22 protein-coding genes are annotated in these 22,527 nt (G+C 71.3%); 9 read left to right on the top strand and 13 right to left on the bottom strand.

What is annotated here, in order from left to right; all coding sequences use genetic code 11:
* The 7 genes from ACFXOM_RS24705 to ACFXOM_RS24675 form a co-directional block, all read right to left on the bottom strand.
* Positions 1-430 (bottom strand): hypothetical protein (locus tag ACFXOM_RS24705; protein WP_385039296.1); only part of this gene is annotated, 430 nt, incomplete at its 3' end.
* On the bottom strand, positions 427-645 hold the full coding sequence (locus ACFXOM_RS24700; protein WP_384937813.1) for a hypothetical protein: 219 nt from the start codon (positions 643-645) through the stop codon (positions 427-429). The genes ACFXOM_RS24705 and ACFXOM_RS24700, both read right to left, overlap by 4 nt.
* Before the next feature lie 3 nt (positions 646-648).
* On the bottom strand, positions 649-1,065 hold the full coding sequence (locus ACFXOM_RS24695) for an ATP synthase subunit C (protein ID WP_384937816.1): 417 nt from the start codon (positions 1,063-1,065) through the stop codon (positions 649-651).
* On the bottom strand, positions 1,062-2,477 hold the full coding sequence (locus tag ACFXOM_RS24690; RefSeq protein WP_384937819.1) for a V-type ATPase 116kDa subunit family protein: 1,416 nt from the start codon (positions 2,475-2,477) through the stop codon (positions 1,062-1,064). Before ACFXOM_RS24690 ends, ACFXOM_RS24695 begins: the two co-directional genes overlap by 4 nt.
* A complete protein-coding gene (locus ACFXOM_RS24685) occupies positions 2,464-3,441 on the bottom strand; it encodes a hypothetical protein (protein WP_384944674.1) in 978 nt (325 codons plus the stop codon). The genes ACFXOM_RS24690 and ACFXOM_RS24685 overlap by 14 nt, the downstream gene beginning before the upstream one ends.
* Before the next feature lie 15 nt (positions 3,442-3,456).
* Positions 3,457-3,765 (bottom strand): hypothetical protein, encoded by a 309-nt coding sequence (locus ACFXOM_RS24680; RefSeq protein ID WP_384937824.1) that lies wholly within the window; start codon positions 3,763-3,765, stop codon positions 3,457-3,459.
* 317 nt (positions 3,766-4,082) lie between these two features.
* Entirely contained in the window at positions 4,083-4,703 is a 621-nt protein-coding gene (locus ACFXOM_RS24675) for a TOPRIM nucleotidyl transferase/hydrolase domain-containing protein (protein ID WP_384937827.1), read from the bottom strand.
* A gap of 441 nt (positions 4,704-5,144) precedes the next feature.
* Here ACFXOM_RS24675 and ACFXOM_RS24670 point away from each other — a divergent pair, with 441 nt between their 5' ends.
* Together ACFXOM_RS24670 and ACFXOM_RS24665 are read left to right on the top strand one after the other, a co-directional pair.
* Complete coding sequence (locus ACFXOM_RS24670) at positions 5,145-6,803, top strand: FAD-dependent oxidoreductase (RefSeq protein WP_385039293.1); 1,659 nt, start codon at positions 5,145-5,147, stop codon at positions 6,801-6,803.
* Complete coding sequence (locus ACFXOM_RS24665; RefSeq protein WP_384937832.1) at positions 6,800-8,245, top strand: ATP-binding protein; 1,446 nt, start codon at positions 6,800-6,802, stop codon at positions 8,243-8,245. Before ACFXOM_RS24670 ends, ACFXOM_RS24665 begins: the two co-directional genes overlap by 4 nt.
* 303 nt (positions 8,246-8,548) lie before the next feature.
* Here the strand turns inward: ACFXOM_RS24665 and ACFXOM_RS24660 are convergent, their stop codons facing one another.
* Positions 8,549-9,733 carry an erythromycin esterase family protein gene (locus ACFXOM_RS24660; protein ID WP_384937835.1) on the bottom strand — a complete coding sequence of 395 codons (1,185 nt, stop codon included), beginning with the start codon at positions 9,731-9,733 and terminating at the stop codon, positions 8,549-8,551.
* Between the two features lie 77 nt (positions 9,734-9,810).
* On the opposite strand from ACFXOM_RS24660, the gene ACFXOM_RS24655 reads away from it, so the two are divergent.
* The gene (locus tag ACFXOM_RS24655) at positions 9,811-10,503 is read left to right on the top strand and encodes a TioE family transcriptional regulator (protein ID WP_385039290.1); all 693 of its coding nucleotides are present in this window, start codon (positions 9,811-9,813) and stop codon (positions 10,501-10,503) included.
* Between the two features lie 317 nt (positions 10,504-10,820).
* Here the strand turns inward: ACFXOM_RS24655 and ACFXOM_RS24650 are convergent, their stop codons facing one another.
* Positions 10,821-11,486 (bottom strand): HAD family hydrolase, encoded by a 666-nt coding sequence (locus ACFXOM_RS24650; RefSeq protein WP_385039287.1) that lies wholly within the window; start codon positions 11,484-11,486, stop codon positions 10,821-10,823.
* 580 nt (positions 11,487-12,066) lie between these two features.
* On the opposite strand from ACFXOM_RS24650, the gene ACFXOM_RS24645 reads away from it, so the two are divergent.
* Both ACFXOM_RS24645 and ACFXOM_RS24640 read left to right on the top strand, forming a co-directional pair.
* Positions 12,067-13,002 (top strand): metallophosphoesterase family protein, encoded by a 936-nt coding sequence (locus tag ACFXOM_RS24645; protein WP_384937843.1) that lies wholly within the window; start codon positions 12,067-12,069, stop codon positions 13,000-13,002.
* The gene (locus ACFXOM_RS24640; RefSeq protein WP_385039284.1) at positions 12,999-13,724 is read left to right on the top strand and encodes a 4'-phosphopantetheinyl transferase; all 726 of its coding nucleotides are present in this window, start codon (positions 12,999-13,001) and stop codon (positions 13,722-13,724) included. Before ACFXOM_RS24645 ends, ACFXOM_RS24640 begins: the two co-directional genes overlap by 4 nt.
* Positions 13,725-13,849: 125 nt before the next feature.
* On the opposite strand, the gene ACFXOM_RS24635 is transcribed toward ACFXOM_RS24640, so the two are convergent.
* Genes ACFXOM_RS24635 through ACFXOM_RS24625 form a run of 3 tightly spaced genes read right to left on the bottom strand, consistent with a single transcriptional unit; the run spans position 13,850 to position 16,526 of the window.
* Positions 13,850-15,409 carry a PH domain-containing protein gene (locus tag ACFXOM_RS24635; protein ID WP_385039281.1) on the bottom strand — a complete coding sequence of 520 codons (1,560 nt, stop codon included), beginning with the start codon at positions 15,407-15,409 and terminating at the stop codon, positions 13,850-13,852.
* The gene (locus ACFXOM_RS24630) at positions 15,406-15,915 is read right to left on the bottom strand and encodes a PH domain-containing protein (protein WP_385039279.1); all 510 of its coding nucleotides are present in this window, start codon (positions 15,913-15,915) and stop codon (positions 15,406-15,408) included. Before ACFXOM_RS24630 ends, ACFXOM_RS24635 begins: the two co-directional genes overlap by 4 nt.
* Entirely contained in the window at positions 15,912-16,526 is a 615-nt protein-coding gene (locus ACFXOM_RS24625; RefSeq protein ID WP_384937854.1) for a hypothetical protein, read from the bottom strand. Before ACFXOM_RS24625 ends, ACFXOM_RS24630 begins: the two co-directional genes overlap by 4 nt.
* Before the next feature lie 222 nt (positions 16,527-16,748).
* On the opposite strand from ACFXOM_RS24625, the gene ACFXOM_RS24620 reads away from it, so the two are divergent.
* From ACFXOM_RS24620 to ACFXOM_RS24610, 3 genes are all read left to right on the top strand, one after another.
* Positions 16,749-17,990: a sensor histidine kinase gene (locus ACFXOM_RS24620; RefSeq protein WP_385039276.1), complete on the top strand. Its 1,242-nt coding sequence runs from the start codon at positions 16,749-16,751 to the stop codon at positions 17,988-17,990.
* Positions 17,987-18,619: a response regulator gene (locus ACFXOM_RS24615; protein ID WP_384937860.1), complete on the top strand. Its 633-nt coding sequence runs from the start codon at positions 17,987-17,989 to the stop codon at positions 18,617-18,619. The genes ACFXOM_RS24620 and ACFXOM_RS24615 overlap by 4 nt, the downstream gene beginning before the upstream one ends.
* 91 nt (positions 18,620-18,710) lie before the next feature.
* On the top strand, positions 18,711-19,139 hold the full coding sequence (locus ACFXOM_RS24610) for a VOC family protein (protein ID WP_384937862.1): 429 nt from the start codon (positions 18,711-18,713) through the stop codon (positions 19,137-19,139).
* Positions 19,140-19,219: 80 nt separating this feature from the next.
* Here ACFXOM_RS24610 and ACFXOM_RS24605 read toward each other — a convergent pair whose 3' ends face one another.
* Positions 19,220-19,630 (bottom strand): Fur family transcriptional regulator, encoded by a 411-nt coding sequence (locus ACFXOM_RS24605; RefSeq protein WP_384937865.1) that lies wholly within the window; start codon positions 19,628-19,630, stop codon positions 19,220-19,222.
* 543 nt (positions 19,631-20,173) lie between these two features.
* Here ACFXOM_RS24605 and katG point away from each other — a divergent pair.
* Positions 20,174-22,405 carry a catalase/peroxidase HPI gene (katG, locus tag ACFXOM_RS24600; RefSeq protein WP_384937868.1) on the top strand — a complete coding sequence of 744 codons (2,232 nt, stop codon included), beginning with the start codon at positions 20,174-20,176 and terminating at the stop codon, positions 22,403-22,405.
* Positions 22,406-22,527 lie beyond the last annotated feature (122 nt).

The raw sequence follows: 22,527 nt of genomic DNA, 5'->3' as shown, positions 1-22,527 counted from the left end.
GCGCTTCGGCCAACCCCCCCCTCCTCGGGAAGTCTGGACCCGGGTTTTCCTGTCCGAACACCGCGCCCCCCGGGGACACGGGGCGGCCACCCAGTTCCGGCCGTACCTCGAGCGCGCTCAGAACGCCTGCGCCGACTCGCTCTCTCAACTCCTGGTACACCGTGCGCTGCGCGGCCAGTTGACGCGTCTTCACCCGGTGCCGCGCCCGGGTGAGCAGGACCGCCGCGTCGGCCGCGCCGGTTTCACCGCCCTGGCGGCGGGCTGCTTCGAGGATCCCCGCCGCCGTGCGCCGGGCCGATTCCACCGTCCGGGCCGCGTCAGCACCGGCGTCGGCGAGGAGGGCTGCGGCGTCCTGCCCGGCGGCGCGCAACAGCTCGGCCCGCACGGGATCCATGGCCCGGTCGGAACGGTCCGTGTCCGCGGCCGTCACGGCGGCATCACCACCGTCAGCGGGCCGACGTCCTCCCGGTGCGCCCCGGCCGCCTCCCACGCGTCGGGGGTCATGACGACGAGGGCCACTTCGGGACCGAGTCCCGCCAATACCTCGCGGACCTGCGGGGCCCCCTCCGCCGGATAGACGTCGACTCCGGCCAGGGCCAGGCCGGCTATCCTGGCCCACTCACCGACCGCGGCAACCGATCCCACGGCTCAGGCCTTTCCGATCAGCAGGATCGCAACCACCAGTCCGTAGACCGCGATCCCCTCGGCGAGCCCCACGATGACCATGGCCCGGCCGAACAGCTCCGGGCGTTCGCTGAGCGCGGCCAGAGCTGCGGCACCGGTGTACGCCACGGCGACCGCCGATCCTATGGACGCCCCCGCAACGGCGATGGCGGCGCCGATCAACGCGGCCGAGGCCTGCCCCGTGTCCGCTGCCTGCTGTGCCGGAGTTGCCGAGGCCGCGCCCGCCAGGGCCGTGGCCAGGAGGGCCGCGGCGCCTACGAGGAGGACCAGGTTCCCGGCCAGTACCCAGCGCACGGCCTGCTTGCCCCGTCGTCGTGCCAGCATGCGAACGGCGCAGAGAACGGCGACGAGCACGGGGAGGACGATCAGCCAGGTGATCACGGAGCCACCTCCATGTCTGCTGGAGCAGTGATGCCGGTCGTGGGAACGTGCCAGGGGCAGAACGGTCTGCCCTGGGAATCGAAGAGCCGTGAGAACAACTCGTAGAACTCCAGCCTGAGCGCCTGAACACCGGCCACCAGGGCCTCCAACGCGAAGGTGACGACGGTTCCGACCGTGAACAGCAACATCGCCAGGACCAGTGGTGCGAACCCGTGGTGCGCAAGGTTCGTGGTACCCCGCCACACGACCTCCGCCAGAGCCGCATGGGTGAGGCCGAAGGCCGCGAGGCGTGCGAAGGACACCGTGTTCGTGCCGATGCGCACGACGACGTCGAAGAGCCTGACTCCTGTCTCGGCCACCCCGCCGAGTCCGCCGGCGGTGAGTGCGAACAGGCCCGTGCAGACCAGGACCACACCCGCGACGGCCAGCACGGCGCCCGCCGCCACCAGCCATGGCCGATGCAGGTAGAGGGCCGCCCCTGTCGTAGCGAGCCCCAGATACAGGGCGAACCCGGCGCAGCCCGCCGCCGCGTACAGCGCTCGGCCGAAGCCGCCCTCGCGCAGGCGGTTGACCGTCCCGGCCAGATAGGCCAGGGCCAGCATGACGGCGCCGAAGCCCAGCGCGGCGGCGATCAGCGGGACCGGCCGTTCCAGGGGATCCAGCCACAGGACCGGCAGCACACCCGTCGGACCGAAGAACTCACCGTACGCGAAGCCCGCGAGGACGCCCACCGTCCCCGCACCGGCGAAGAAGGGCCACAGCCGGCGCCACCGGCCGAGCCTGCGGGGGAATCCGCACCTCAGCAACACCGCCGCGACGAGGAGCAGGAGTCCGTGGCCCACGTCTCCGAACATCAAGCCGAACATGGTCACGTAGGCGATGCCCGCGGGCCACGACGGGTCGAAGTCCGCGTACGGCACGGTGCCGAACGTGGTCACCAGGGGAGTGAAGGTGCCTGACTGGTCGCCGCGGGTGGACAGGAGGGTGGGGGGATCGATACCTCGGGGAGCCGGCAACGGCACGATGGTCCCCCCGGTGCCGACGAGGTGCTGCTCCACTGCGGGGACGTCCGCCGAAGGGCACCAACCTGCCAGTGCGGCCACCCGACCGCGCCGGACCGCGCCGTGGAGGCGCTCCTCCAACTGCGCCTCGCCGGCCAGCAGGTCCGTCCGCCGCGCGCGCTCGATGGCGTCGAGGTCGACCGGGGTGACCGTCAGCACGGGGGCCGCGGACGCACCGTCGAGACGCTGGAGCCGCAGGGCCGCAGGACCGGTGCGGGCCTCGGCGACGCCGTCCAATTCGACGCTGCCCGTGTCCGCCACGGCCACGAGGGTCCTCCGGAGGGCGTCCCACGGTGCCACGACGGCGACGCGGGTCATGCGCACCGGGGTCAGGGCGTCAGTCCATGGCATCGAACGCTCCCCGGCCTGCTCCCCCACGCGCTGCCGCTTCCAGTGCCGCGCGCGTCCGCCAGGCGTCGACCGACAACAGGGCCACGGCTCCCACCACTGGTACGGGACCGTAGCGGACCGCACGCAGCATGGCGGTTCCGTCGGACTCGACAACGGACCACCAACGCGCTTCCGCGCGCCAGAGGTCACGCACGTCGTCCACGCCGTCGAGGGCCCATCGGGCGGAACGCGGCAGGCTGTTCCGGAAGTCGACGTACCGCGCGGCCCCGGCTGCCGACGGGCCCAGCAGAAGGGCCACCTGCCGACGGGCCGGCTCCGGCAGCGGGCGGTCGTCGACGTACCGGGTACGCGCCACCAGCAGTGCCGTCCTCCCCTCGGCCCACCGGCGCGCCGGGCGGACCGTCCTGGCGACACGCACCGCCGCCGCCGTACGGAGGTACGCGGCCACGGCCCACGCCGTGTCATCACCCGGATCGCCCCAGGGCGAGGCTGCAAGGAGGGCGCGCACCTCGGCCGGACTGCCGGCGTGTTCCAGGCGGCGCCAAGCCGTGTCGAGGCTCCCCAGTCGGTACGGCTCCTGAGACATTGCGGGGCCCGGGAGTTCGGGGGCAGCACCCGCCCGGGCTCCTCGCCCGTCCGGCGCACCGCGCAGGTGACGCAGCCGGGTCTCCACGTTCGCGATCTCGAATCCGGCCGCGAGCGGCCGTAGGAGGAGGCCCCCGGTTCGGGGCAGCCATCCGGCGAGCACCCGCATGTGCCACAGCAGTGTCGCAGACACCTCGTGCTGCGCCTCCGCCAGCGCCGACTCCCGGTGTACGTACCTCCGGTACGGCGTGGCGCACAGTGCACGGAGCGCATCGTCCAGCGTGGCGTTCGACGCGAGACTGCTCGCAGCGGGGGCACCCAGTGACCGTGAGACCAGCGTCTTGGCCCTGATCACGCCCGCTGTCCACGCGCCGCCCACGACCCTCCTCCTCCGTCAGTCGACCAGCCCTCGCCAGGCGTCCGCCACGATGCGCTCGACGACGGCCTGCATGCGCTCCTCCGAGCGGCGGCGCAGACGTTCCGCCGCGCGCTCCCCCTCCGCCTCGATGCGTGCGGCCTCGGCACGCGCCACCTCGCGCGGCTCCGTGGACGCCCGGTCCCGCATCTGCGGCGCGGCGGCCTTCGCGGCTGCCACGATCTCCTCCGCTCGCACCGCGGCTCGCCTGCGTACGGCCTCGGCCCGGCGGACTGCCTCGGAACGGATGCGCTCGGCTTCCTGCTGGGCGTCCTCGAGTCGAGCCAAGGACGGTCCCAGTTCCCTCGCCAACTCGGCTGTTCGGTCGGCTGGGACCGGTGTCACGGCGGCTCCCGGGGTTCCTACCGGCCGGAACCGCGCGAGCAGGTCTCGGAACCTCGACACGACAGCCTCCCGACGAGTAGGCCCGTCCACTCCTCCAGTGTGGCCACGCGCCCGTTTCCTGTCTCTTCGGTGCTCTCGCCGCGCACCCGATCCGTTAACCGCGGCGACCACCCGCACCTGCCGGTCACGGGGGTCGTTGCGCCCCGTCGTCTTCGACTCCGGCGGGGCTTTCGACTCCGGCGGGGCTTCCTCGGCCCCGATCAGAGGGTGGCGAACAGTGCGTCGAGTGGCGGGGGCACCCGACCGGGATCGAGCGCCTCGACGAGCACCCGCCCGTAGTGGATCTTGCGCCCCTTCTTCGTGCCGAGGAAGCGTCGCAACTGCTGCTGCGAGGCGCGATCCCGCTGTGCCGGCTGGCGCAGGAAGGTCTGCAGGGGCCGCAGATCGCCCTCCGCGCGGACAAGCTCCTCCACCCGTGCCACGCCCAGTGCGCGGATGAGCTCGTCTTCCAGGTCCGCCGCGCAGACGAAGAACCCCTGCCCCGCCGCAGCGCCTGCCCGTTCCAGGGCGCGGGCGTAGTAGCGGCGCTCCGCCTCGTCGCACAGTCCCGTCAGTCGTAGATCGAGGCCGGACGGTCCGAGGAGGTGGGCGAAACGCCCGACGCTCATCGCACCGCCCATCGGCAGGACGCAGACCCCTTCGGCCTCCAGGTCCCGGCCGCGGCCGGCGGCCAGAGCGCTGACCGCGGCGACGTCGCTCGGGCCCTCGAGGAGGACGACGGTACGGACGGGCAGGCGCGCCGCCAGCCCACACGCGGGGCCGCCGTCACCGCCGGCCGCCCACGCGGTCACCGCCTCCTTGAACGCATCCATGTCCGCCATGGCAGGAGTCTGCGCGTTCTCCGGCCGCCGCGGTAGGGGATTTCCACTGCCCGGCCGCCGACGGTGGGTGGGCCGGCCGCACTGGGGGACGCGCAGCGGATCGCGGTCCGTCCACCGTGCTGACCCGGGCCTGATACGAAGTGCGGACGCCGGAGCACGCCCCTACCAGCGGTGCCCGTCCGGGAGACCCGCGCCCGGCCCCGCGAAGCCTGCCCGGCGCCCCCTCCGGCGCACGGAGAACGAGGCCGCGCCTCTCCCCCTTGCGCCCGGGTTGTGCCCGGGCCGCCCGGCGTCCGCCACGGGGAGTCCGGGGGCTGTCACGGGGAGTCCGGGGGCTGTCGTGCGGCGGAGCCGGGGAGGAGAGCGCAGCCCACCGGTCCCCGGGCCGGCTTCCCTGCCGTCCGGCGGGCATCGGCATCGCTTGCGGAGCATCATGAAGAGATGGCGAAGGCGACCATCCTGACCGTCGACGACGATCCAGGGGTGTCCCGGGCCATCGCCCGCGATCTGCGGCGCCACTACGGTGACCGTTTCCGGGTGCTGCGCGCCGTCTCGGGAGACGAGGCCCTCGATGCCCTGCGCGAGGTCAGGCTGCGCGGCGAGGCCGTGGCCGTGGTGATCGCGGACTACCGCATGCCCACCATGAACGGCGTCCAGTTCCTGGAAGCCGCCATGGACCTGTTCCCCCGGGCACGGCGGGTACTGCTGACCGCCTACGCGGACACGGGGGCGGCCATTGAGGCGATCAACGTCGTCGATCTCGACCACTACCTGCTCAAACCGTGGAGCCCGCCGGAGGAGAACCTCTATCCGGTGCTCGACACCCTCGTCGACCTGTGGGACGCGTCGACCGACCCGGAGGCGCCCGAGACGAGGCTCGTCGGCCACCGCTGGTCCGCCCCCTCCTTCGCGGTGAGGGAGTTCCTGGCACGCAACCTCGTCCCGTACCGGTGGATAGCGGCGGACGAGCCCGAGGGCGCCCAGTTGCTCGACGCTGCGGGGCTGACCACCGCGGACGTGCCCCTGGTCGTCACGGTCGAGGGGAAGGCCCTGCACGCCCCCTCGGAGGCGGAACTCGCCGCGCACGTCGGGCTGCGCACGAGTCCCGCCGCCGACTTCTACGACGTCGTCGTCATCGGTGCCGGCCCGGCAGGTCTGGGCGCGGCGGTGTACGCCGCGTCCGAGGGCCTGCGCACGGTGCTCGTCGAGCGCAGCGCGACCGGCGGCCAAGCGGGACAGAGCACCCGGATCGAGAACTACCTGGGATTCCCCGACGGGGTCTCCGGGGCGCAGCTCACCGACCGGGCGAGGCGGCAGGCCGCCCGCTTCGGCGCGGAGATCCTCAGTGCCACCGAGGTGGTCGCCCTGGAGGCCGCGGGGTCCGGGCGCGTGCTGCGGTTCGCCGACGGCACCTCGATCGGCGCGCACACGGTCGTCCTCGCCACGGGAGTCACCTACCGGCGTCTCGCAGGAGCACGGCTCGACGCGTTCTACGGCGCGGGCGTCTTCTACGGCTCGGCGTCGTTCGAAGCGGCGGCCTGCCGGGGGGACGACGTGTACATCGTCGGCGGTGCCAACTCCGCCGGCCAGGCGGCGGTCTACTTCTCGCGCTTCGCCGACAACGTCCACGTGTTGCTGCGGGGCCCGGACCTGACCCGCTCCATGTCCGCGTACCTGGTCCAGCAGATCGAGGCCCTGCCCAACATCGAGATCCACCCGTGCACCGAGGTGGCCGCCGGCGACGGGGAAGGCCATCTGGAGCGGCTGACGCTGCGGGACAACCGGACGGGGACGCTCAGGGAGGTCGACGCCACCTGGCTGTTCGTGTTCATCGGAGCCGAACCGCAGACGCACTGGCTGGACGGACTGGTGGCCCGCGACGCCCGAGGTTTCGTGCTGACCGGCCCCGACCTCCCCCGGCCGGGCGGTCGCTCGCCCCGCTGGCCGCTGGCCCGTGCCCCGTACCACCTCGAGACCAGCATCCCCGGGGTGTTCGCCGCGGGGGACGTCCGGGCCGAGTCGGTGAAGCGGGTCGCCTCTGCAGTGGGCGAGGGCGCCATGGCCGTCACACTCGTGCACCGCTATCTGGAGGCACAATGACCGCCTCGGTTTCACGAGAGGTGCTCACTCCCGACGAGTTGCGCACCTTGTTCCTCTTCGAGGCGCTCGACGATGACCAGCTGGCCTGGCTGGCCGAACGCGGACGCGTGGAGGTGCGCCGGGCGGGTACGCCGGTGTACTCGCAGGGCGAGGGCGCCACGTGCTTCTTCGTGCTGCTCGGCGGGGCCGTCGCCCTCTCCCGCCAGCTCCACGGCGACGACATCGAACTCGGCCGCAGTGACCAACGCGGCGCATACGGCGGCGCTACGCAGGCCTACCTCGGCGACCGGGTGGACCAGGTCTACCCCAACACGATGCGCGCCGTGACGGACGTGGAACTGTTCGTGCTGCCCGCTGTCGAGTTCGCCACCGCCCTGCGGACGTGGTTCCCCATGGCGTTGCACCTGCTCGAGGGCCTCTTCCTGGGGCTCCGGGCCAGCGACATCATCGTCGGGGAACGCGAGCGGCTCGTCGCCCTCGGCTCGCTGACCGCCGGTTTGACGCATGAGCTCAACAATCCCGCCGCCGCCGCGGTCCGTGCCACGGACACCCTGCGGGACCGGGTGGCCCACATGCGGCGCAAGTTGGCGCTCATCGCGGACGGCCGTGTGGACGGCAAGCGTCTGCACGAACTGGTGGAGATGCAGGACGCGGCGGTTCAGCGCGCCCGCACCGCCCGTCAGCTGACGGCGATGGAGGCGGCCGATGCCGAGGACGAACTCGGCGACTGGCTCGAGGAGTCGGGTGTGGAGAACGCCTGGGACATAGCCCCCACGTTCGTGGCGGCCGGCATCGACGCCGGCTGGCTCGCCGAAGCCACCGCGGAGCTGTCCGATGACAACCGTCGCGCGGCGGTGGGTTGGCTGAACTACACCGTCGACACCGAGATGCTGATGGGGGAGATCGGGGACGCCGTCCGTCGTATCTCCGGACTCGTCGACGCGGCCCGCCAGTACTCCCAACTTGACCGGGCAGCCCAGCAGCCGGTGGACGTCCATGAACTCCTCGACGCCACTCTGGTGATGCTGAAGGCGAAGATTCCGCCGGGTGTGCGGGTGGTGAAGGAGTACGACGGTGACCTCCCCCTCGTCCCCGCGTACGGAGCCGAGCTGAATCAGGTGTGGACGAACCTCATCGACAACTCCCTCGCCGCGATGGACGGCGACGGCACCCTCACCCTCGCCACGTGGCACGAGGACGACCACGTGTACGTCGAGGTGCGGGACACGGGGGTCGGCATCGACCCCGAGATCCGGCCCCGCATCTTCGAACCGTTCTTCTCGACGAAGCCGGTCGGCCAGGGCACCGGCCTCGGGCTCGACATCTCGTACCGGATCGTGGTCAACAAGCACGGCGGCGACATCCGCGTTGACTCACACCCCGGCGACACCCGCCTGCGGGTCTGCCTCCCGCTGGTCCGGCCCCCGGACGAGCCCCTCTGAGCACGGGGCGCAGGACCGCCGCCGGTCGAGGCGCCCGCGGAGCCCCCGGCCCGCGCGCCGCCCACGCGGAAGGTCCCGTGCCGCAGGGGGGGCGGATTGGCACGGGGATGACCGTGCACGACGGTCTCCTCGGCCCTCCGGGGGCTGTGCAAGGGAACGATCCGAACTCAGTGCCGTCGCGGCGGCGTTGCCCGGTGCTCCCCGGCCTTCCCCGGACACCGGACTGGGGCGCCCACCCCGGCCGCTGCACGGGCGGGCGCACTCGCCGGTGCCTGCCCGCGCCAGGCCGCTGCCCCGGGTGGCTCACAGCTCCTTGATGAACACGATGGCGTCCATCCGGTCGGTGGCCGCAGGGTCGAGGGAGGCGTACGTGTGGTCGGCCGGGACGCGGGGAGTCGGTCTCCGGTCGAGCGCGGCGGCGAGGCGTCCGGGGTCGACGACGGCACGTGCGTGGGGAAGGGCTGCCAGGAGACCTTCAAGGGTGTCGGGACCGGGGGCGTCAAGGCCGCGGGTGCCGAAAGCGGACGCGGCGAAGGCGTACTGGTCACCGAGGCGGGTGCAGAGGACCGCGCCCGCACTCCACCAGTGGAGCTGTTGGTCGGCGAACCGCACCTGGCTCTCGTCGCGCTGGAGGTGTCCGTTGTGGGCGAAGGCGAGGGTGGGGCCGCGACGGGCCTCGCGGCGGACGACGGCGTCGAGGTTGTCGGCCATCATCGCGTCGCGCAGACCCATGAGCGCGCTGACCCGGGTGGGCACGGTGTCGGCCATGCCTGCGTGGTAGCGCAGGAGCCCGGCGGCGGTCCGGGCGTGGAGTTCGGCCCGCCAGAAGTCGTCGGGGGACGTCACCGCCCGCAAGTGCGGGGCATGCGTGGTGAGCAACGTGCACAAGTCGTCAACGATCAGGCGTAGTTGCTCGGCCTCCAAGCTGCGGCCGACCGACTGGGTCGGATCCATGAGGGCAGCGGGGTTGGTCCAACGCTCGTCGGGCCCGAGCAGCGCCTCGAGGGCGCCGCGACTGCGGGGCAGGTCGAGGTGCGCCGCGAGGTGGTCGTGCAGTGCGGTCAGCGCCTCGCGGGGGCTCGCGGCCCCGTCGACCTCCAGGGGGCCGTCGAAGCCGTAGAAGCGCAGCCGCTCCTGCGGCGGACACTGCTCGTTGTGGGCGCGCATCCAGCGCAGGAGCTCGCGGTTGGCGGGTGAGGCGCCGAAGCCGTGGCTGAAACCGCTGTTCATCGCGTCGTCGAGAGTGCCGGTGCCCTCGACGACGTACGCGTCGACGGCCAGGGCCGCCAGGCAGTCGCTCTCGAGAGCGATCGAGCGGAAGCCCTCGTGCTCCACGAGGTGGCGGAAGAGGTCGTTGCGCAGCTCGGGGAACGCTTCGACGCCATGGGTGGGCTCGCCGAGCCCGAGGAGACGGGTGGCAGGGGGCAGGAGTGCGGTGAGGGCACCGCCGCTGAAGGGACGGGCGGCGTCCCGGATCGAAACCGTCATGCCTTCCACCGTATCGTTGAACCTTCGGTGTAAACTTTTTCGGCATTTCTTCCCATGGAGGAGAGTGAACCCTCAAAATGCAGTTGCGGCCCATTGATCTGGCGCGCGAGCACGGCTTGTCCACACAGGCGGTGCGCAACTACGAAGAGGCGGGGTTCCTGCCACCGGCCCGGCGCTCGCCGCACGGCTACCGCGTCTACGCTCCGCGCCATGCGGCTGCCTTGCGAACGTTCCTGGCGCTCGTCCCCGCGCACGGCCACGCGACAGCGGGTGCGATCATGCGGGCGGTGAACGACGACGCGGTCGACGAGGCACTGCGGCTCGTCGACGGGAGCCACGCGCAGTTGGCTGCGGACCGGAGCACGCTGGAGGCCGTGGAAAGGGCGTTTCGCGACCTGGTGCCGCCGCGTGAGCGGGAGTCAGGTGCGACACTCATCGGTCCGCTCGCGCACAGGCTCGGCGTGCGGCCTGCGACGTTGCGCAAGTGGGAGCGGGCCGGGCTGATCGCGCCCCGACGCGACCCGCGCACCGGCTACCGCATCTACACCTCGGACGACGTGCGCGACGCGCTGCTCGCCCATCAATTGCGGCGGGGCGGCCACGGGTTGGAGCAGATCGCGCAGGTACTCGAACAGGTCCGGGCGTCGGGCGGCCCGGAGCCGCTACGAGCGGCGCTGCGGGAGTGGCGGCACCGGCTGACGACGCGGGGCTTGGCGATGCTGGCGGGTGCCTCGGCGCTCGACACCTACGTGAGCGGCCATGGCACCTGAGGATTGCAGGACTCCGACGCGCGCGTACGGATGTGCTCCGCGCCGGGCCCCCGCCCCGACCCCTGACACTGCTCGACATCCCCGACGTCGGCTTCGGGAGGTGGAGTTCGCCCTGCACGACGGCTGCGCCGGCGCCTGGGCGCGTCACCCACGCGCCGAGGGGGTGAGCACCGCCCGCCCGGTCCGGTCGCGGGGAGGGCTTCGTCGCTGCGGTGCGGGAGCTCGCAGGCGCCGCGTTGGCGCCGGGTGCCGGGGCCGGGGCCGGGGCCGTCCACGGTCCGCGGTCCGCGGTACGGCTGACGGACGCGCGAACGGGCTCAGACGGCCGTTCCGGGAGCACCGGACGCGAAGTCCGTGATGTGGACGACCGCCTCGCGCAGCCTCGCGAAGTGACGGTGGACGCCGTCCACCGCGACCGCGGCGTTGACGCCCCACACCGTCATTCCGGCGTGCAGGCCGGACTGCACGCCGGACGGGGCGTCCTCGATGACCAGGCAGTCCCCCGGATCGGCACCCAGCAGCTCGGCCGCCTGCAGGTAGGGAACGGGCGAGGGCTTGCCCTCCTCGACGGCGGCCGCGTCCACGATCACGCTCGGCAACGGCAAGCCGGTCCGCAGGAAGCGGCCGCGTACCCGGTGCTCGTAGTTCGACGTCACCAGCGCCCACGACTCCGGCGGCAGGCCGTGCAACAGCTCCGACGCACCGTCGAAGGCCGTGTAGGAGCCGGTCCGGACGTCCTCGTCCTCGAGTTCGTGCAGCAGGGCCAGGCACTCGAAGGGATCGCGGTCCGCAGCGACCCGGGCGAACGTCTCCATCGGTCGCGTGCGCAGCGCCACCCGATGGACGTCGTCCGCATCCAGCCCGTACCTCTCCGCCCAGGTCCGCCAGACGCGGCGCTGGTTGCTCACCGCATCGATCAACGTACCGTCGACGTCGAACAGGACGTGCTTCGTGCGGCCCGGCCGCGCAGATTCACCGCTCACGCGTCGATCATGCCAGTGGCGGACGCGGCGGCCACGCCGGTATCGGTGTCGCCGCTGACGTGCCCTCTTCGGCGCCACCGTGCGCGAGCCATGCCGAGGTGCTGATGAGTTGGCGCGTTTCCCTTCGCACCCGATCGACATTGATACAGTCCGGAAGAGGCGGCACGGAACGGGAACGTCGAAGGGGGGAGGCGCGTCTGTGGTGAGCCCTGTGAGTATCCCTGCGATGGCGCGGCGAGGCCTGCCGATGCCCCGCACACGGGACGCCGGATAGCGCCCAAGCCGCGGAATTCACCCCCATCGGAGACCGTTCCCCATCGCGTTGCGGAGACCTTACGTCCATGTTTGTTGAGCGAGATGAACAGGCCGCGAGACTCAATCCCCTCGGTATCCGGCAGGACCCACCCCGTCCGGGACCGCACGCATCGTGATCAGCGGCGCGTCGGCCGGACGGCACCGTTGCACCGCGCCCCGGAGGAGACCGGCGCCACACCCGCCGACTCCGAACGGCTCCTCGACCGTGCCTCTCGACAGTTCACCATGACCTACCGTCAGGACCCCCTCGTCAGTCTGGACCTCGATGTCACACATACCGCCTGACCCCGCCCACCCCCCGGCGGTGGCACCGGCCGAGCCGGCCGGGCCCCGCTTGCTCGCCGTGAGTGACCTGCACGTCGGAATGGCGGACAACCGCCCCATCACCGAGTCCCTGCGACCTTCCCACGACGACGACTGGCTGATCGTCGCCGGTGACGTGGGCGAACTGACCGAGGACATCGAGTGGGCGCTCCGCCTGCTGTCCGAACGCTTCGCCAAGGTCGTGTGGAGCCCGGGCAACCACGAGCTGTGGACCCCGCGCGAAGACCCGGTGCAGTTGCGCGGCGAAGCCCGGTACCGGCACCTGGTGGAGATGTGCCGGGCGCTGGGCGTGCTCACCCCGGAGGACCCCTGGCCGCTGTGGCAGGGCGCCGGTGGGCCCGTCCGGGTCGCGCCCCTGTTCCTCCTCTACGACTACACGTTCAGGGTGGCGGGCACCACGACCAAGGAGGAGTCACTGGCCCGCGCGCACGAAGCGGGCGTGGTGTGCACGGACGAGTACCTGCTCCACCCGGATCCCCACCGGAGTCGGGACGACTGGTGCCGTGCCCGGGTGGCCGAGACGAGGCGACTCCTCACGGCGCAGGACCCTTCCGTGCCCCTGGTCCTGGTCAACCACTTCCCGCTGGTGCGCGAGCCCACGGACGTGCTGTGGCACCCGGAGTTCGCCCAGTGGTGCGGCACGGTGCTGACCGCGGACTGGCACCGCCGGTTCACCACGGCGGCCGTCGTCTACGGGCATCTGCACATCCCCAGGACCACCTGGTACGACGGGGTGCGCTTCGAGGAGGTGTCCATCGGCTATCCGCGCGAGTGGCGCCGCCGCGGCCACCCCAAGGGGCTGCTGCGGCAGATCCTGCCGTACGCCGCGAATCCGGCCACGGGCACCGGCAACCAGCGACAAGGAGCACGTGCGTGATCGAGGAACTGCTGCCAGAAGGGGCGGTCTCCGACGACGTCTTCGGGCCGGACGACTCCGCGACGCTCTACCCGGAGGAGGCAGAGCTCGTCGCGCACGCGGTCGACCGGCGCCGGGAGGAGTTCACCACGGTGCGGGCCTGCGCCCGTCGGGCACTGGCGGCGCTCGGGCTGCCGCCCACCCCGGTGCTGCCGGGCGTGCGCAACGCCCCACGCTGGCCGGCCGGGGTGGTCGGCAGCATGACCCACTGCGAGGGCTACCGGGCCGCGGCACTCGCCCGGGCCACCGATCTCAGCACGATCGGGATCGATGCGGAACCAGACCTCCCGCTGCCGGAGGGGGTGCTGGAGTCGATCGCGCTGCCGGGCGAACTGGCCTGGGTTCATGCCGGAGGGGCCGCGGGACGACCCTGCCGGGACCGGCTGCTGTTCAGCGCGAAGGAAGCGGTCTACAAGGCGTGGTACCCGCTGCTCGGCACCGAGCTGGACTTCGACGACGCCGACATCTCCTTCCGCGAGGACGGTGCGACGGGCCGGCCGCGGGGCACGTTCACCGCGCGGATCCTGCGCCCCGGGCGCACCGCTGACGGGTGGACGGTCGACCGCTTCACCGGACGCTGGCTCTCGGACCGCGGAGTCGTCCTCACGGCCATCGCCGTTCCCGCCCATCGGACGGCGACGACGACGGCCCGTCCGGACACCGGCCGTTACCAGGGTCGATAGCGGTCGTTGCGGAACCAACGCCCGATGGAAGTGGAAGGGCCGGCACCGGACGAGGCGCGCGATGAACACCGTCGACGGGGCACACGGGTGGGCACGGGGCGGGGTGGACCGTTCGTCCCGCGAGGTCAGCCGCGCGGGACGCGTTCGACGAACGGGCCGAGCAGGTCGGGTACCACGTCCTCGGCGAGGGCGATCCCCTCGCCGAGGGGCACGTCGCGGACCTTGTAGCAGCCGTCGCCCGCGGCAGTGATCGCCCCGAGTGTGAGGAGGTCGTTGCGGCGCTGGAAGGCGGAGCGGGTGATCTTCCAGCCGATGACTCGGTCGCGTTGGAGTGCCGTGGTGCGGCGGGTGAAAGTACCCGCGCGGACGACGAGGTAGCGGTCGCAGAGCCCGTGGCCGAGAGCGTGGTACGCGTCGTTGGCGAGCGCGATGACGACCGGCAGTCCGATGAGTGCGCTGATCAGGGCCGAACGCACCAGGACGGGGGCGAGCCACACTCCGAGGCCCAGCTGCGCCGCCACGACGGGGGCGAGGGCCACGAAGCCGCGGACGATGCGGCGGCGCAGGGCGGCGTGGGGGTGTCGGACGAGGTCGGTGGACTCGGTGGGGGACCTCTCCTCGGCGAGGACGTCGGCGGCGACCCGCAGGGCTTCTTCCCTGGGCGCCGGCGGGGTGAGGGAACGGCGGCTGCGGTTCTCCTCGCTGCTGCCGAGTCCGCTGGCGACGGCGTCCAGCCGGGCACCGCCGGCCCAGCGCAGCAGCATCGGTTCGCTGATCTCGACGCCGCACAGCAGACGCCCTTCCAGCGTGACGGAACGGGAGACGAGCAGGCCCCGGTGGACGCGGAAGACGTCGCCCTCGTCGCGTTCCAGCCGGTAGTCGGCCCAACCCTCCACGAAGGTGGCGGTGGACACCGCGGCGCCGGCGACGACGACGATCGCGATCACGAGGAGGATGCCGAACCACAGCGGGAGGGAAGCGAAGCGGTCTTCGACGACATCCTTGACGCCATCGAGTTCAAGCGGGTCGATCTTCATCTCGTGCAGGACACGGTAGGCGGAGCCGACGCCGATGCATACGCTCCCGACGCCCCAGACGGCCAGCGGCGCGTACCTCAGCCACGCCCAGTCCATCTCGGCGACGGTGGCGTCCTGGTCCGGGCCGTTGGTGGCGCTGCTGCCGCGCCGGTCGAGCAGGAGTCGGCGGAGTTCGGACGCATGGTGTCCGGTGATGCCGTCCAGCGAGAGTTCGCGACTGGTGGACGAGGTCTGCCCGCCGGTGCCGATGCGCAGTGAGGCCAGCCCGACCAGGCGGTGCATGGGCTTGGCGTAGACGTCGACGGTGCGGATCCGGTCGAGCGGGGCCGAGCGGTGGACGCGGAAGATCAGCCCGGACCGCAGTTCGACGCGTCCGTCCGCGACGCGGAAGCGCGTGGTGGCCAGTCGCATCGTGCCGATCCCGCTGATCATCAGGAAGGTGATCAGCAGGGAACCGAGGGAGATGAGCGTCTGGAGGGTGGCGCCGGTGACCAGGAGCGCGAGCAGGAACAGGACGAGCGGCCCGCCGAGCATGCCGAGGTTGACGAGCAGCAGGCGCGGGCTGAGGCGGGTCCACCCCGCGGCGTCGGGCCGGTCGTCGCGGTGCGGTGTGCCGACGGCGCTCCGCAGTTCGTCTTCCCGGCTCATGTCTCGTCTCCCGACGTCGCCCCGGTGGACTTGGTCAGGTGCTCGACGACGTCCCGGGCAAGCCGGTGGTCGATGCCCTTGATCTTCACGGCGCCGGAGGAGGAGGCCGTGGTGACGGTGATGCCGGAGAGCCCGAAGAGCTGCTGGAGGGGACCGCGCAGCGTGTCCACGGTCTGGACGCGGGACAGCGGGACGACCCGCCAGTTCTGCCAGAGCCACCCCGAGGCCGAGTAGACGGCTTCGTCGGTGGTTTCCCAACGGTGGACCCGGTAGCGCCAGAGGGGCATGACGCTGGTGTAGACGATGCCCGGCACCAGCGAGGTCAGAAAGGCCCAGATGAAGACGACCCGGGCGGGCGGGATGCTGAGGTAGAGCACTCCGAAGACGAGGGGAAGGGGGACGGCGAACACCGCCGCCTGCAACGTCCACCAGCCCAGTGCCCGCCGGTCGACACGGTGGGACGGGGGCCTGAGCCTCACGGCGTCCGAGCGTTCCACTTGTTTCATCCTTGCTTCGAGGAGGAGCATGCACCCGACCGGGCCGGGGACTTCGTCAGGTCGGCGCGCACCGGTGGGGCTCCCCGGGTTGCTGCCAGGTCGCCGGGCGCGTGCTGTCCGGGCGTGCCCGGTCGGCGGCGCTTGCCCAGCAGCACGGTGCTGCGCGTGAGCACCATGGCCAGGGCCATGAAGACGAAGGCGTTGGCGTACACGTCCCGGCCGCTGAGCTCGTTCTCGATGCTGAACCGGACGATGCCCTCGGCGAACCAGTGCTCCGAACCGTATGCGAAGAGCACACGGGAGACGGACAGCGCGAGCCACACGAGTGCGTATCCGATCCCTCCCTTGGTGTGGACCTGTCCGGCCGCATCGCGGTGTGCGGGCAGCAACGCGGAGGCGATCAGCCCGCAGATGACTCCAACGCCGACGCCCGCCAACTGGAGCAGGGGGTCGTTGCCCTCCCGAGGTAGCGAGTGGACGAAGAGCGCGAGGACGATGAGGACCGCGGCGATCGACCGCAGCAGCCGCATCCTGGTGATGCGACGGGTGCCGAGGTCGGTGGCGAGAATGACGAGCAGGATCGTGCCGCTGGCGGTCAGCGCGGTCAGGAACGGGCTCACGGGCAGGCCTCTTCCGTTGTGTGCGCGACGCCTGTGGTGCGGTTGCGCAGTCCTCCGTGGGTCGCTCTCGACGCTAGGCCGGGTGTCGGGGGCGTGGGGACAACCAGCTGGTGGGACCGGTTGTCAACCGACCGGTGGACACGGCCGGTTCACGCCGGTGCCGGTCGCCGCCCGGCGCCCGGTGCCCGGTGCCCGAACGCGGCGGGGTGATAGGACTTGCGGGTGAGCACAGAAGCCCCGGCGGGGAACGCGGTCGACGCCCTGCAACACCCGCCCGAGGCGGTAACCCCGTGGTTCGGCATGTGGGATGCCTTCTTCGCGATGTCGTACGTCGTCATCACCGTCCTGCTGTTCGCCTCCGCCGGCGAGCAGGTCCACCGTGTCGTTGCGATGGTCGCGCTGACTCTCGCCGTGCCCTGGTACGCGGCCCTGGGACGGGGCGCGATGCTCCAGCCGGGCCGTGTGCCGGGACGGCGCCCCTTCGTCTTCTGCGTCGGCCTGTTCCTGTTGTTCACCCTTGCGGTCTTCTTCGATCTGGCGGCGTCGTTCGCGCTGTTCGCCGTGGTGCCGATGCTGATGATGAGCCTGGCGACGGCGCCGGCGATCGCTGTGGGGATGCTGGCCAATCTGATGCCGGTCATCGTGGTGTGGATCGACCGCGGCACTCTCGACCGCGCCGTCCTCGCCGTCTTGCCCACCTCGCTCCTGGGGATCGCGCTGTCCGTTCTGCTCGGACTGTGGATCACCCGGGTGATGCGACAGAGCCATGAACGGGCCGCAATGATCGCGGAGTTGCGTCGCAGCCGGGAGCACGCCGCCCGACTGTCCCGGGAGGCGGGGGTATCGGCCGAACGGGAGCGGCTGGCCAGGGAGATCCACGACACCCTCGCCCAGGGGCTCACGAGCATCATCAGTCTCGTGGAGGCCGCCGAAACCGACTTCGCGGCGGATCCGCAGCTGGCCAGGACGCATCTGGGACTGGCCGGACGCGTGGCCCGGGATAGCCTGGCGGAGGCCCGTGAGTTCGTCGCCGGGCTCACCCCGCCCGCACTGCGCGAATCATCGCTGCTCCAAGCGGTGCGGCGGCAGGCCGAGGGGCTGACGGAGCAGACCGGGATGCGGGTGGACGTTACGGCGGAGGGTGACGAACGGGCGTTGCCGATGGTCGTCAGCGTGGTGCTGTTGCGTTCTCTGCAGGAGGCGGTCGCGAACGTCCGCAAACATGCCGGTTCCGCGCGGGCCGTGCGGGTCCGCCTGGTGTACGGGGCTGACACCGTGCGGTTGGTCGTTCGGGACGACGGTCCCGGGTTCGCCGTTCGTGACGGGTGGCGGGGGTTCGGGCTGCGCGGGATGCAGACCCGCGCGCGGGAGATCGGCGGGAAGGCGACCGTGGACAGCAGCCCGGGTAAGGGCACGACCGTCGCGGTGGCGGTGCCGTTGACGAGGGAGGCAGACGGCCGATGAGCGGCGACGGCACGATCAGCGTCATGCTGGTCGACGACCACCCGGTGGTCCGGGAGGGCCTGAGTTCGATGCTGCGGTCCGCCGGGGACATCAGTGTCGTGGGACAGGCGGGTTCCGGCGAGGAGGCGATCGCGGTGGTGGCCCGGCTGGCCCCGGACATCGTCCTGCTCGATCTGCGGATGGGCGGTATGGACGGGGTGGAAACCACCGGGCACATCCTTCGTGCCGCCCCGGCCACCAAGGTGGTGATCGTGACGACGTACGAGAGCGACAGCGACATCCTGCGGGCCGTGGAGACGGGCGCCGCGGGCTACTTGTTGAAGGGCAGTTCGCGCGACGACCTGGTGCACGCGGTGCGAGCGGCGGCACGGGGCGAGACCGTCGTGACGCCGTCCCTCGCGCCCAAGCTGTTCCGTGCCCGGAGCGTCGAACCACCCGTGCTCTCGGAACGCGAACGAGAGGTGCTGCGGCTGGTCGGCCAGGGGCTGACCAATGCGGACATCGGTCGTCGTCTGTTCATCAGCGAGGCGACGGTGAAGACGCACCTGTTGCGGTCCTTCAAGAAGCTACGGGTCTCGGACCGCACAGCGGCGGTGATCACGGCACTGGAGCGCGGACTGCTGTCCTGATGCCTCCGGTCGCGGTCGACCAGGAGTGGCAACAGCACCACGGCACACGGAAGTTCCGCGCTCCTTCAGGTCCCCCTGCTATGGTGCGCCGATGTCGTCGATCAAGCAGTTCCAAGTCACCTTCGACTGCGCAGAACCCGAGCGCGTCGCCCGTTTTTGGTGTGAGGTGCTGGGGTACGTCGTACCGCCCCCGCCGGCGGGGTTCGCCACGTGGGACGAGTTCGACCGTACCCAGCCTCCTGAGGATCAGGGTTCGCGGTTCGCGTGCAGTGACCCCTCAGGCGTGGGCCCACGACTGTTCTTCCAACGCGTTCCCGAGGGCAAGGTCGTCAAGAATCGGGTGCATCTTTGCGTGCGGGTCGGCACCGGGCTCGTGGGCGAAGAGCGCCTCGCCGCGCTCGAAGCCGAGTGCGCACGACTGGTCCCCCTCGGCGCGGTACGGGTGCGACTCCTCGATCACGGCAACGATACGCACATCGTGATGCAGGACATCGAGGGCAACGAGTTCTGCCTCGACTGAGGACAGCGGCCCGACGCCGTGTGGCCCCGCCCGTCGCCACACGGCGGCCTCGCCCGCGACCGGCGGATACGGCACAGTCCTCAGGCGCAGGACGGGCACACCCCGCGGTAGGTCACTTCCACCTCCGACACCGTGAAGCCGAACCGCTCCTCCGCGGGGAGTCCGGCCAGCGGATCACCGGTCGGGTGGACGTCTCGAATGGTTCCGCACCGGGAGCACACCAGGTGCTGGTGGGGCTGATGGGCGTTCGGGTCGTAGCGCTTGGCCCGGCCGTCGGTCGAGACCTCGATGACCTCACCGAGGGCGACGAGCTCGCCCAGGGTGTTGTAGACGGTCGCCCGGGAGATCTCGGGCAGCCTCTGGGCCGCGCGGGCGTGCACCTCGTCGGCCGTGAGGTGCACGTGGTCGCCGTCGAGGACCTCCGCAACGACGCGCCGCTGGGAGGTCACCCGCCAGCCACTCCCTCGCAGTCGTTTCAGCAGGTCGCTCATGTCGGTTCACCTATTCAAGATCATGGGTCACCCGAAGTGTACCGATACCTGTCCGGATTCTGATCGGATATGGATGAGGCATTCTTCTTGACCTGGACTCTGTCCATCGTAGGATCGGTTCTGGTGATAGCCAAGGGAGCTGTGCGCTCCGATACGGCAGGAGACTGAAGACATGACGGGACAAACCTCCAGCAGCCGCACGGCGCCGGCCTGGAGATGACGGCCACTCGCGTGGCGCGCCCGGGGCCGTACGGGACGGCCACTGTCTCGCCCCGTCGGGGCACGACGTCCCGACGAGGTCGCGGCCGTTCGCCCCGTACGCGGTACGGGGTCCCGGCGCCCCTCTCAGCCGATCCGGTGGTGCGGCGTTTCGCCGCCGCTCGTCGACCGGTCGCGCCCCGACGCACCGCACCCCCACGACCGGGGGTGATCGATCGACGACAGGCCGCCTACAACGAAGACCGCCACCGGGGCCCAAGATCCCGACCGTTCCACCGCCCGCAGTTCCTGAGCACGTGATCCGCCCAGTCCGGAAGGATTCCCATGTCCGAGAACCATGAAGCAATCGTCGCTGACGCGAAGGCTGAGGGCGGGGGTGGCTGCCCGGTTGCGCACGGGCGGGCACCGCACCCGACGCAGGGCGGGGGAAACCGCCAGTGGTGGCCGGAGCGGCTCAATCTGAAGATCCTCGCCAAGAACCCCGCCGTGGCCAATCCACTCGGTGAGGAGTTCGACTACGCAGCGGCCTTCCAGAGCCTCGACCTCCCGGCCGTGAAGCGCGACATCGCCGAGGTCCTGACCACCTCACAGGACTGGTGGCCGGCTGACTTCGGACACTACGGCCCGTTCATCATCCGCATGGCGTGGCACAGCGCGGGCACCTACCGCATCAGCGACGGGCGCGGCGGTGGCGGGGCCGGCCAGCAGCGCTTCGCCCCCCTCAACAGCTGGCCGGACAACGGCAACCTCGACAAGGCCCGCCGCCTGCTCTGGCCGGTGAAGAAGAAGTACGGGCAGAGCCTCTCCTGGGCCGACCTCATGATCCTCGCCGGTAACGTCGCCCTCGAGTCGATGGGCTTCGAGACCTTCGGCTTCGCCGGCGGCCGTGAAGACGTCTGGGAGCCGGACGAGGACGTCTACTGGGGTCCCGAGACCACCTGGCTCGGCGACGCGCGCTACACGGGCGACCGCGAGCTCGAAAACCCCCTCGGCGCGGTCCAGATGGGCCTCATCTACGTCAATCCGGAGGGCCCCAACGGCAACCCCGACCCGATCGCCGCGGCCCGCGACATCCGTGAGACGTTCCGCCGCATGGCGATGAACGACGAGGAGACCGTCGCCCTGATCGCCGGGGGCCACACCTTCGGCAAGACCCACGGTGCGGGTCCGGCGGACGCCGTCGGACCCGACCCCGAGGCCGCCCCGATCGAGCAGCAGGGCTTCGGCTGGAAGAGCAGTCACGGGACCGGCAAGGGTGCCGACGCGATCACCAGCGGCCTCGAGGGCATCTGGACCAACACTCCAGTGACGTGGGACAACAGCTTCCTGGAGATCCTCTTCGGCTACGAGTGGGAGCTCTTCCAGAGTCCGGCCGGCGCGCACCAGTGGCGTCCGAAGGACGGCGCGGGCTCGGGAACCGTGCCCGATGCCCACGACCCGTCGAAGACCCACGCCCCGACGATGCTGACGACCGACCTGTCCCTGCGCTTCGACCCGGTCTACGAGCAGATCTCACGGCGCTTCCTCGAACACCCCGAAGAGTTCGCCGACGCCTTCGCACGGGCCTGGTACAAGCTGACCCACCGTGACATGGGCCCCATCGCGCGCTACCTGGGTCCCGAGGTTCCGTCCGAGGTACTGCTCTGGCAGGACCCCCTCCCCGAGGTGACGCACGAGCTCGTCGGCGCGGAGGAAGTCGCCGCGCTCAAGCGCCGGATCCTCGACTCCGGCTTGTCGGTGTCCGAGCTGGTGTCCACGGCCTGGGCTTCGGCCTCCTCCTTCCGCGGGAGCGACAAGCGCGGCGGCGCCAACGGCGGGCGCGTCCGCCTCCAGCCGCAGAGCGGATGGGAGGTCAACGACCCCGACCGGCTGGCGACGGTGCTGCGCACCCTGGAGGGCATCCAGCAGGACTTCAACTCGTCCCAGACCGGCGGCAAGCGGATCTCGCTCGCCGACCTGATCGTGCTCGCCGGCGGTGCAGCCGTCGAGAAGGCCGCCGAGGACGCCGGTTTCGGCGTCGAGGTCCCGTTCGCACCGGGGCGTGTTGACGCGTCGCAGGATCACACCGACGTCGAGTCGTTCGCCGCGCTCGAGCCGACTGCGGACGGTTTCCGCAACTACCTCGGCAAGGGCAATCGGCTGCCGGCCGAGTACCTGCTGATCGACCGGGCGAACCTGCTGACCCTGAGCGCACCCGAATTGACGGTCCTCGTCGGTGGCCTCCGCGTCCTGGGCGCGAACCACCAGCAGTCGCAACTCGGCGTCTTCACGGCGAATCCCGGGACGCTGACGAACGACTTCTTCGTCAACCTGCTCGACCTGGGTACGACGTGGGAGCCCACCTCCGGTGACGCCAACACGTTCGAGGGGCGCGACGACGCGACGGGTCAGGTCAGGTGGACCGGCAGCCGCGTGGACCTGCTCTTCGGGTCGAACTCCGAACTTCGGGCGCTCGCGGAGGTCTACGCGAGCGATGACGCGAAGGAGAAGTTCGTGAAGGACTTCGTTGCCGCTTGGGACAAGGTGATGAACCTCGACCGGTTCGACCTCGTCTGATCACGGCGTCCGGGGCGGGCCATCTTCCCCCGTCCGCCCCCACCCACCCACCCCACCCTTCCCCCCCTCCCCCCCCCCCCCGCGCCTCCCCCCTCTCTCCCCCTTTTTTGTTCCCTGCCCCC

This window comes from Streptomyces sp. NPDC059169 (assembly GCF_042755225.1).
In the GTDB taxonomy this organism is placed as follows: Bacteria; Actinomycetota; Actinomycetes; order Streptomycetales; family Streptomycetaceae; genus Streptomyces.
Note: the sequence above shows the minus strand (reverse complement) of the source record. Positions and strands in the feature narration are given on the sequence as shown.

Excerpts from the sequence above, each read along its gene's own strand:
- ACFXOM_RS24690 (WP_384937819.1), bottom strand. The coding sequence starts at position 2,477 with ATGCCATGGACTGACGCCCTGACCCCGGTGCGCATGACCCGCGTCGCC.
- ACFXOM_RS24675 (WP_384937827.1), bottom strand. The coding sequence starts at position 4,703 with ATGGCGGACATGGATGCGTTCAAGGAGGCGGTGACCGCGTGGGCGGCC.
- ACFXOM_RS24670 (WP_385039293.1), top strand. The coding sequence starts at position 5,145 with ATGGCGAAGGCGACCATCCTGACCGTCGACGACGATCCAGGGGTGTCC.
- ACFXOM_RS24665 (WP_384937832.1), top strand. The coding sequence starts at position 6,800 with ATGACCGCCTCGGTTTCACGAGAGGTGCTCACTCCCGACGAGTTGCGC.
- ACFXOM_RS24660 (WP_384937835.1), bottom strand. The coding sequence starts at position 9,733 with ATGACGGTTTCGATCCGGGACGCCGCCCGTCCCTTCAGCGGCGGTGCC.
- ACFXOM_RS24655 (WP_385039290.1), top strand. The coding sequence starts at position 9,811 with ATGCAGTTGCGGCCCATTGATCTGGCGCGCGAGCACGGCTTGTCCACA.
- ACFXOM_RS24645 (WP_384937843.1), top strand. The coding sequence starts at position 12,067 with ATGTCACACATACCGCCTGACCCCGCCCACCCCCCGGCGGTGGCACCG.
- ACFXOM_RS24635 (WP_385039281.1), bottom strand. The coding sequence starts at position 15,409 with ATGAGCCGGGAAGACGAACTGCGGAGCGCCGTCGGCACACCGCACCGC.
- ACFXOM_RS24630 (WP_385039279.1), bottom strand. The coding sequence starts at position 15,915 with ATGAAACAAGTGGAACGCTCGGACGCCGTGAGGCTCAGGCCCCCGTCC.
- ACFXOM_RS24615 (WP_384937860.1), top strand. The coding sequence starts at position 17,987 with ATGAGCGGCGACGGCACGATCAGCGTCATGCTGGTCGACGACCACCCG.
- ACFXOM_RS24610 (WP_384937862.1), top strand. The coding sequence starts at position 18,711 with ATGTCGTCGATCAAGCAGTTCCAAGTCACCTTCGACTGCGCAGAACCC.
- ACFXOM_RS24605 (WP_384937865.1), bottom strand. The coding sequence starts at position 19,630 with ATGAGCGACCTGCTGAAACGACTGCGAGGGAGTGGCTGGCGGGTGACC.
- katG (WP_384937868.1), top strand. The coding sequence starts at position 20,174 with ATGTCCGAGAACCATGAAGCAATCGTCGCTGACGCGAAGGCTGAGGGC.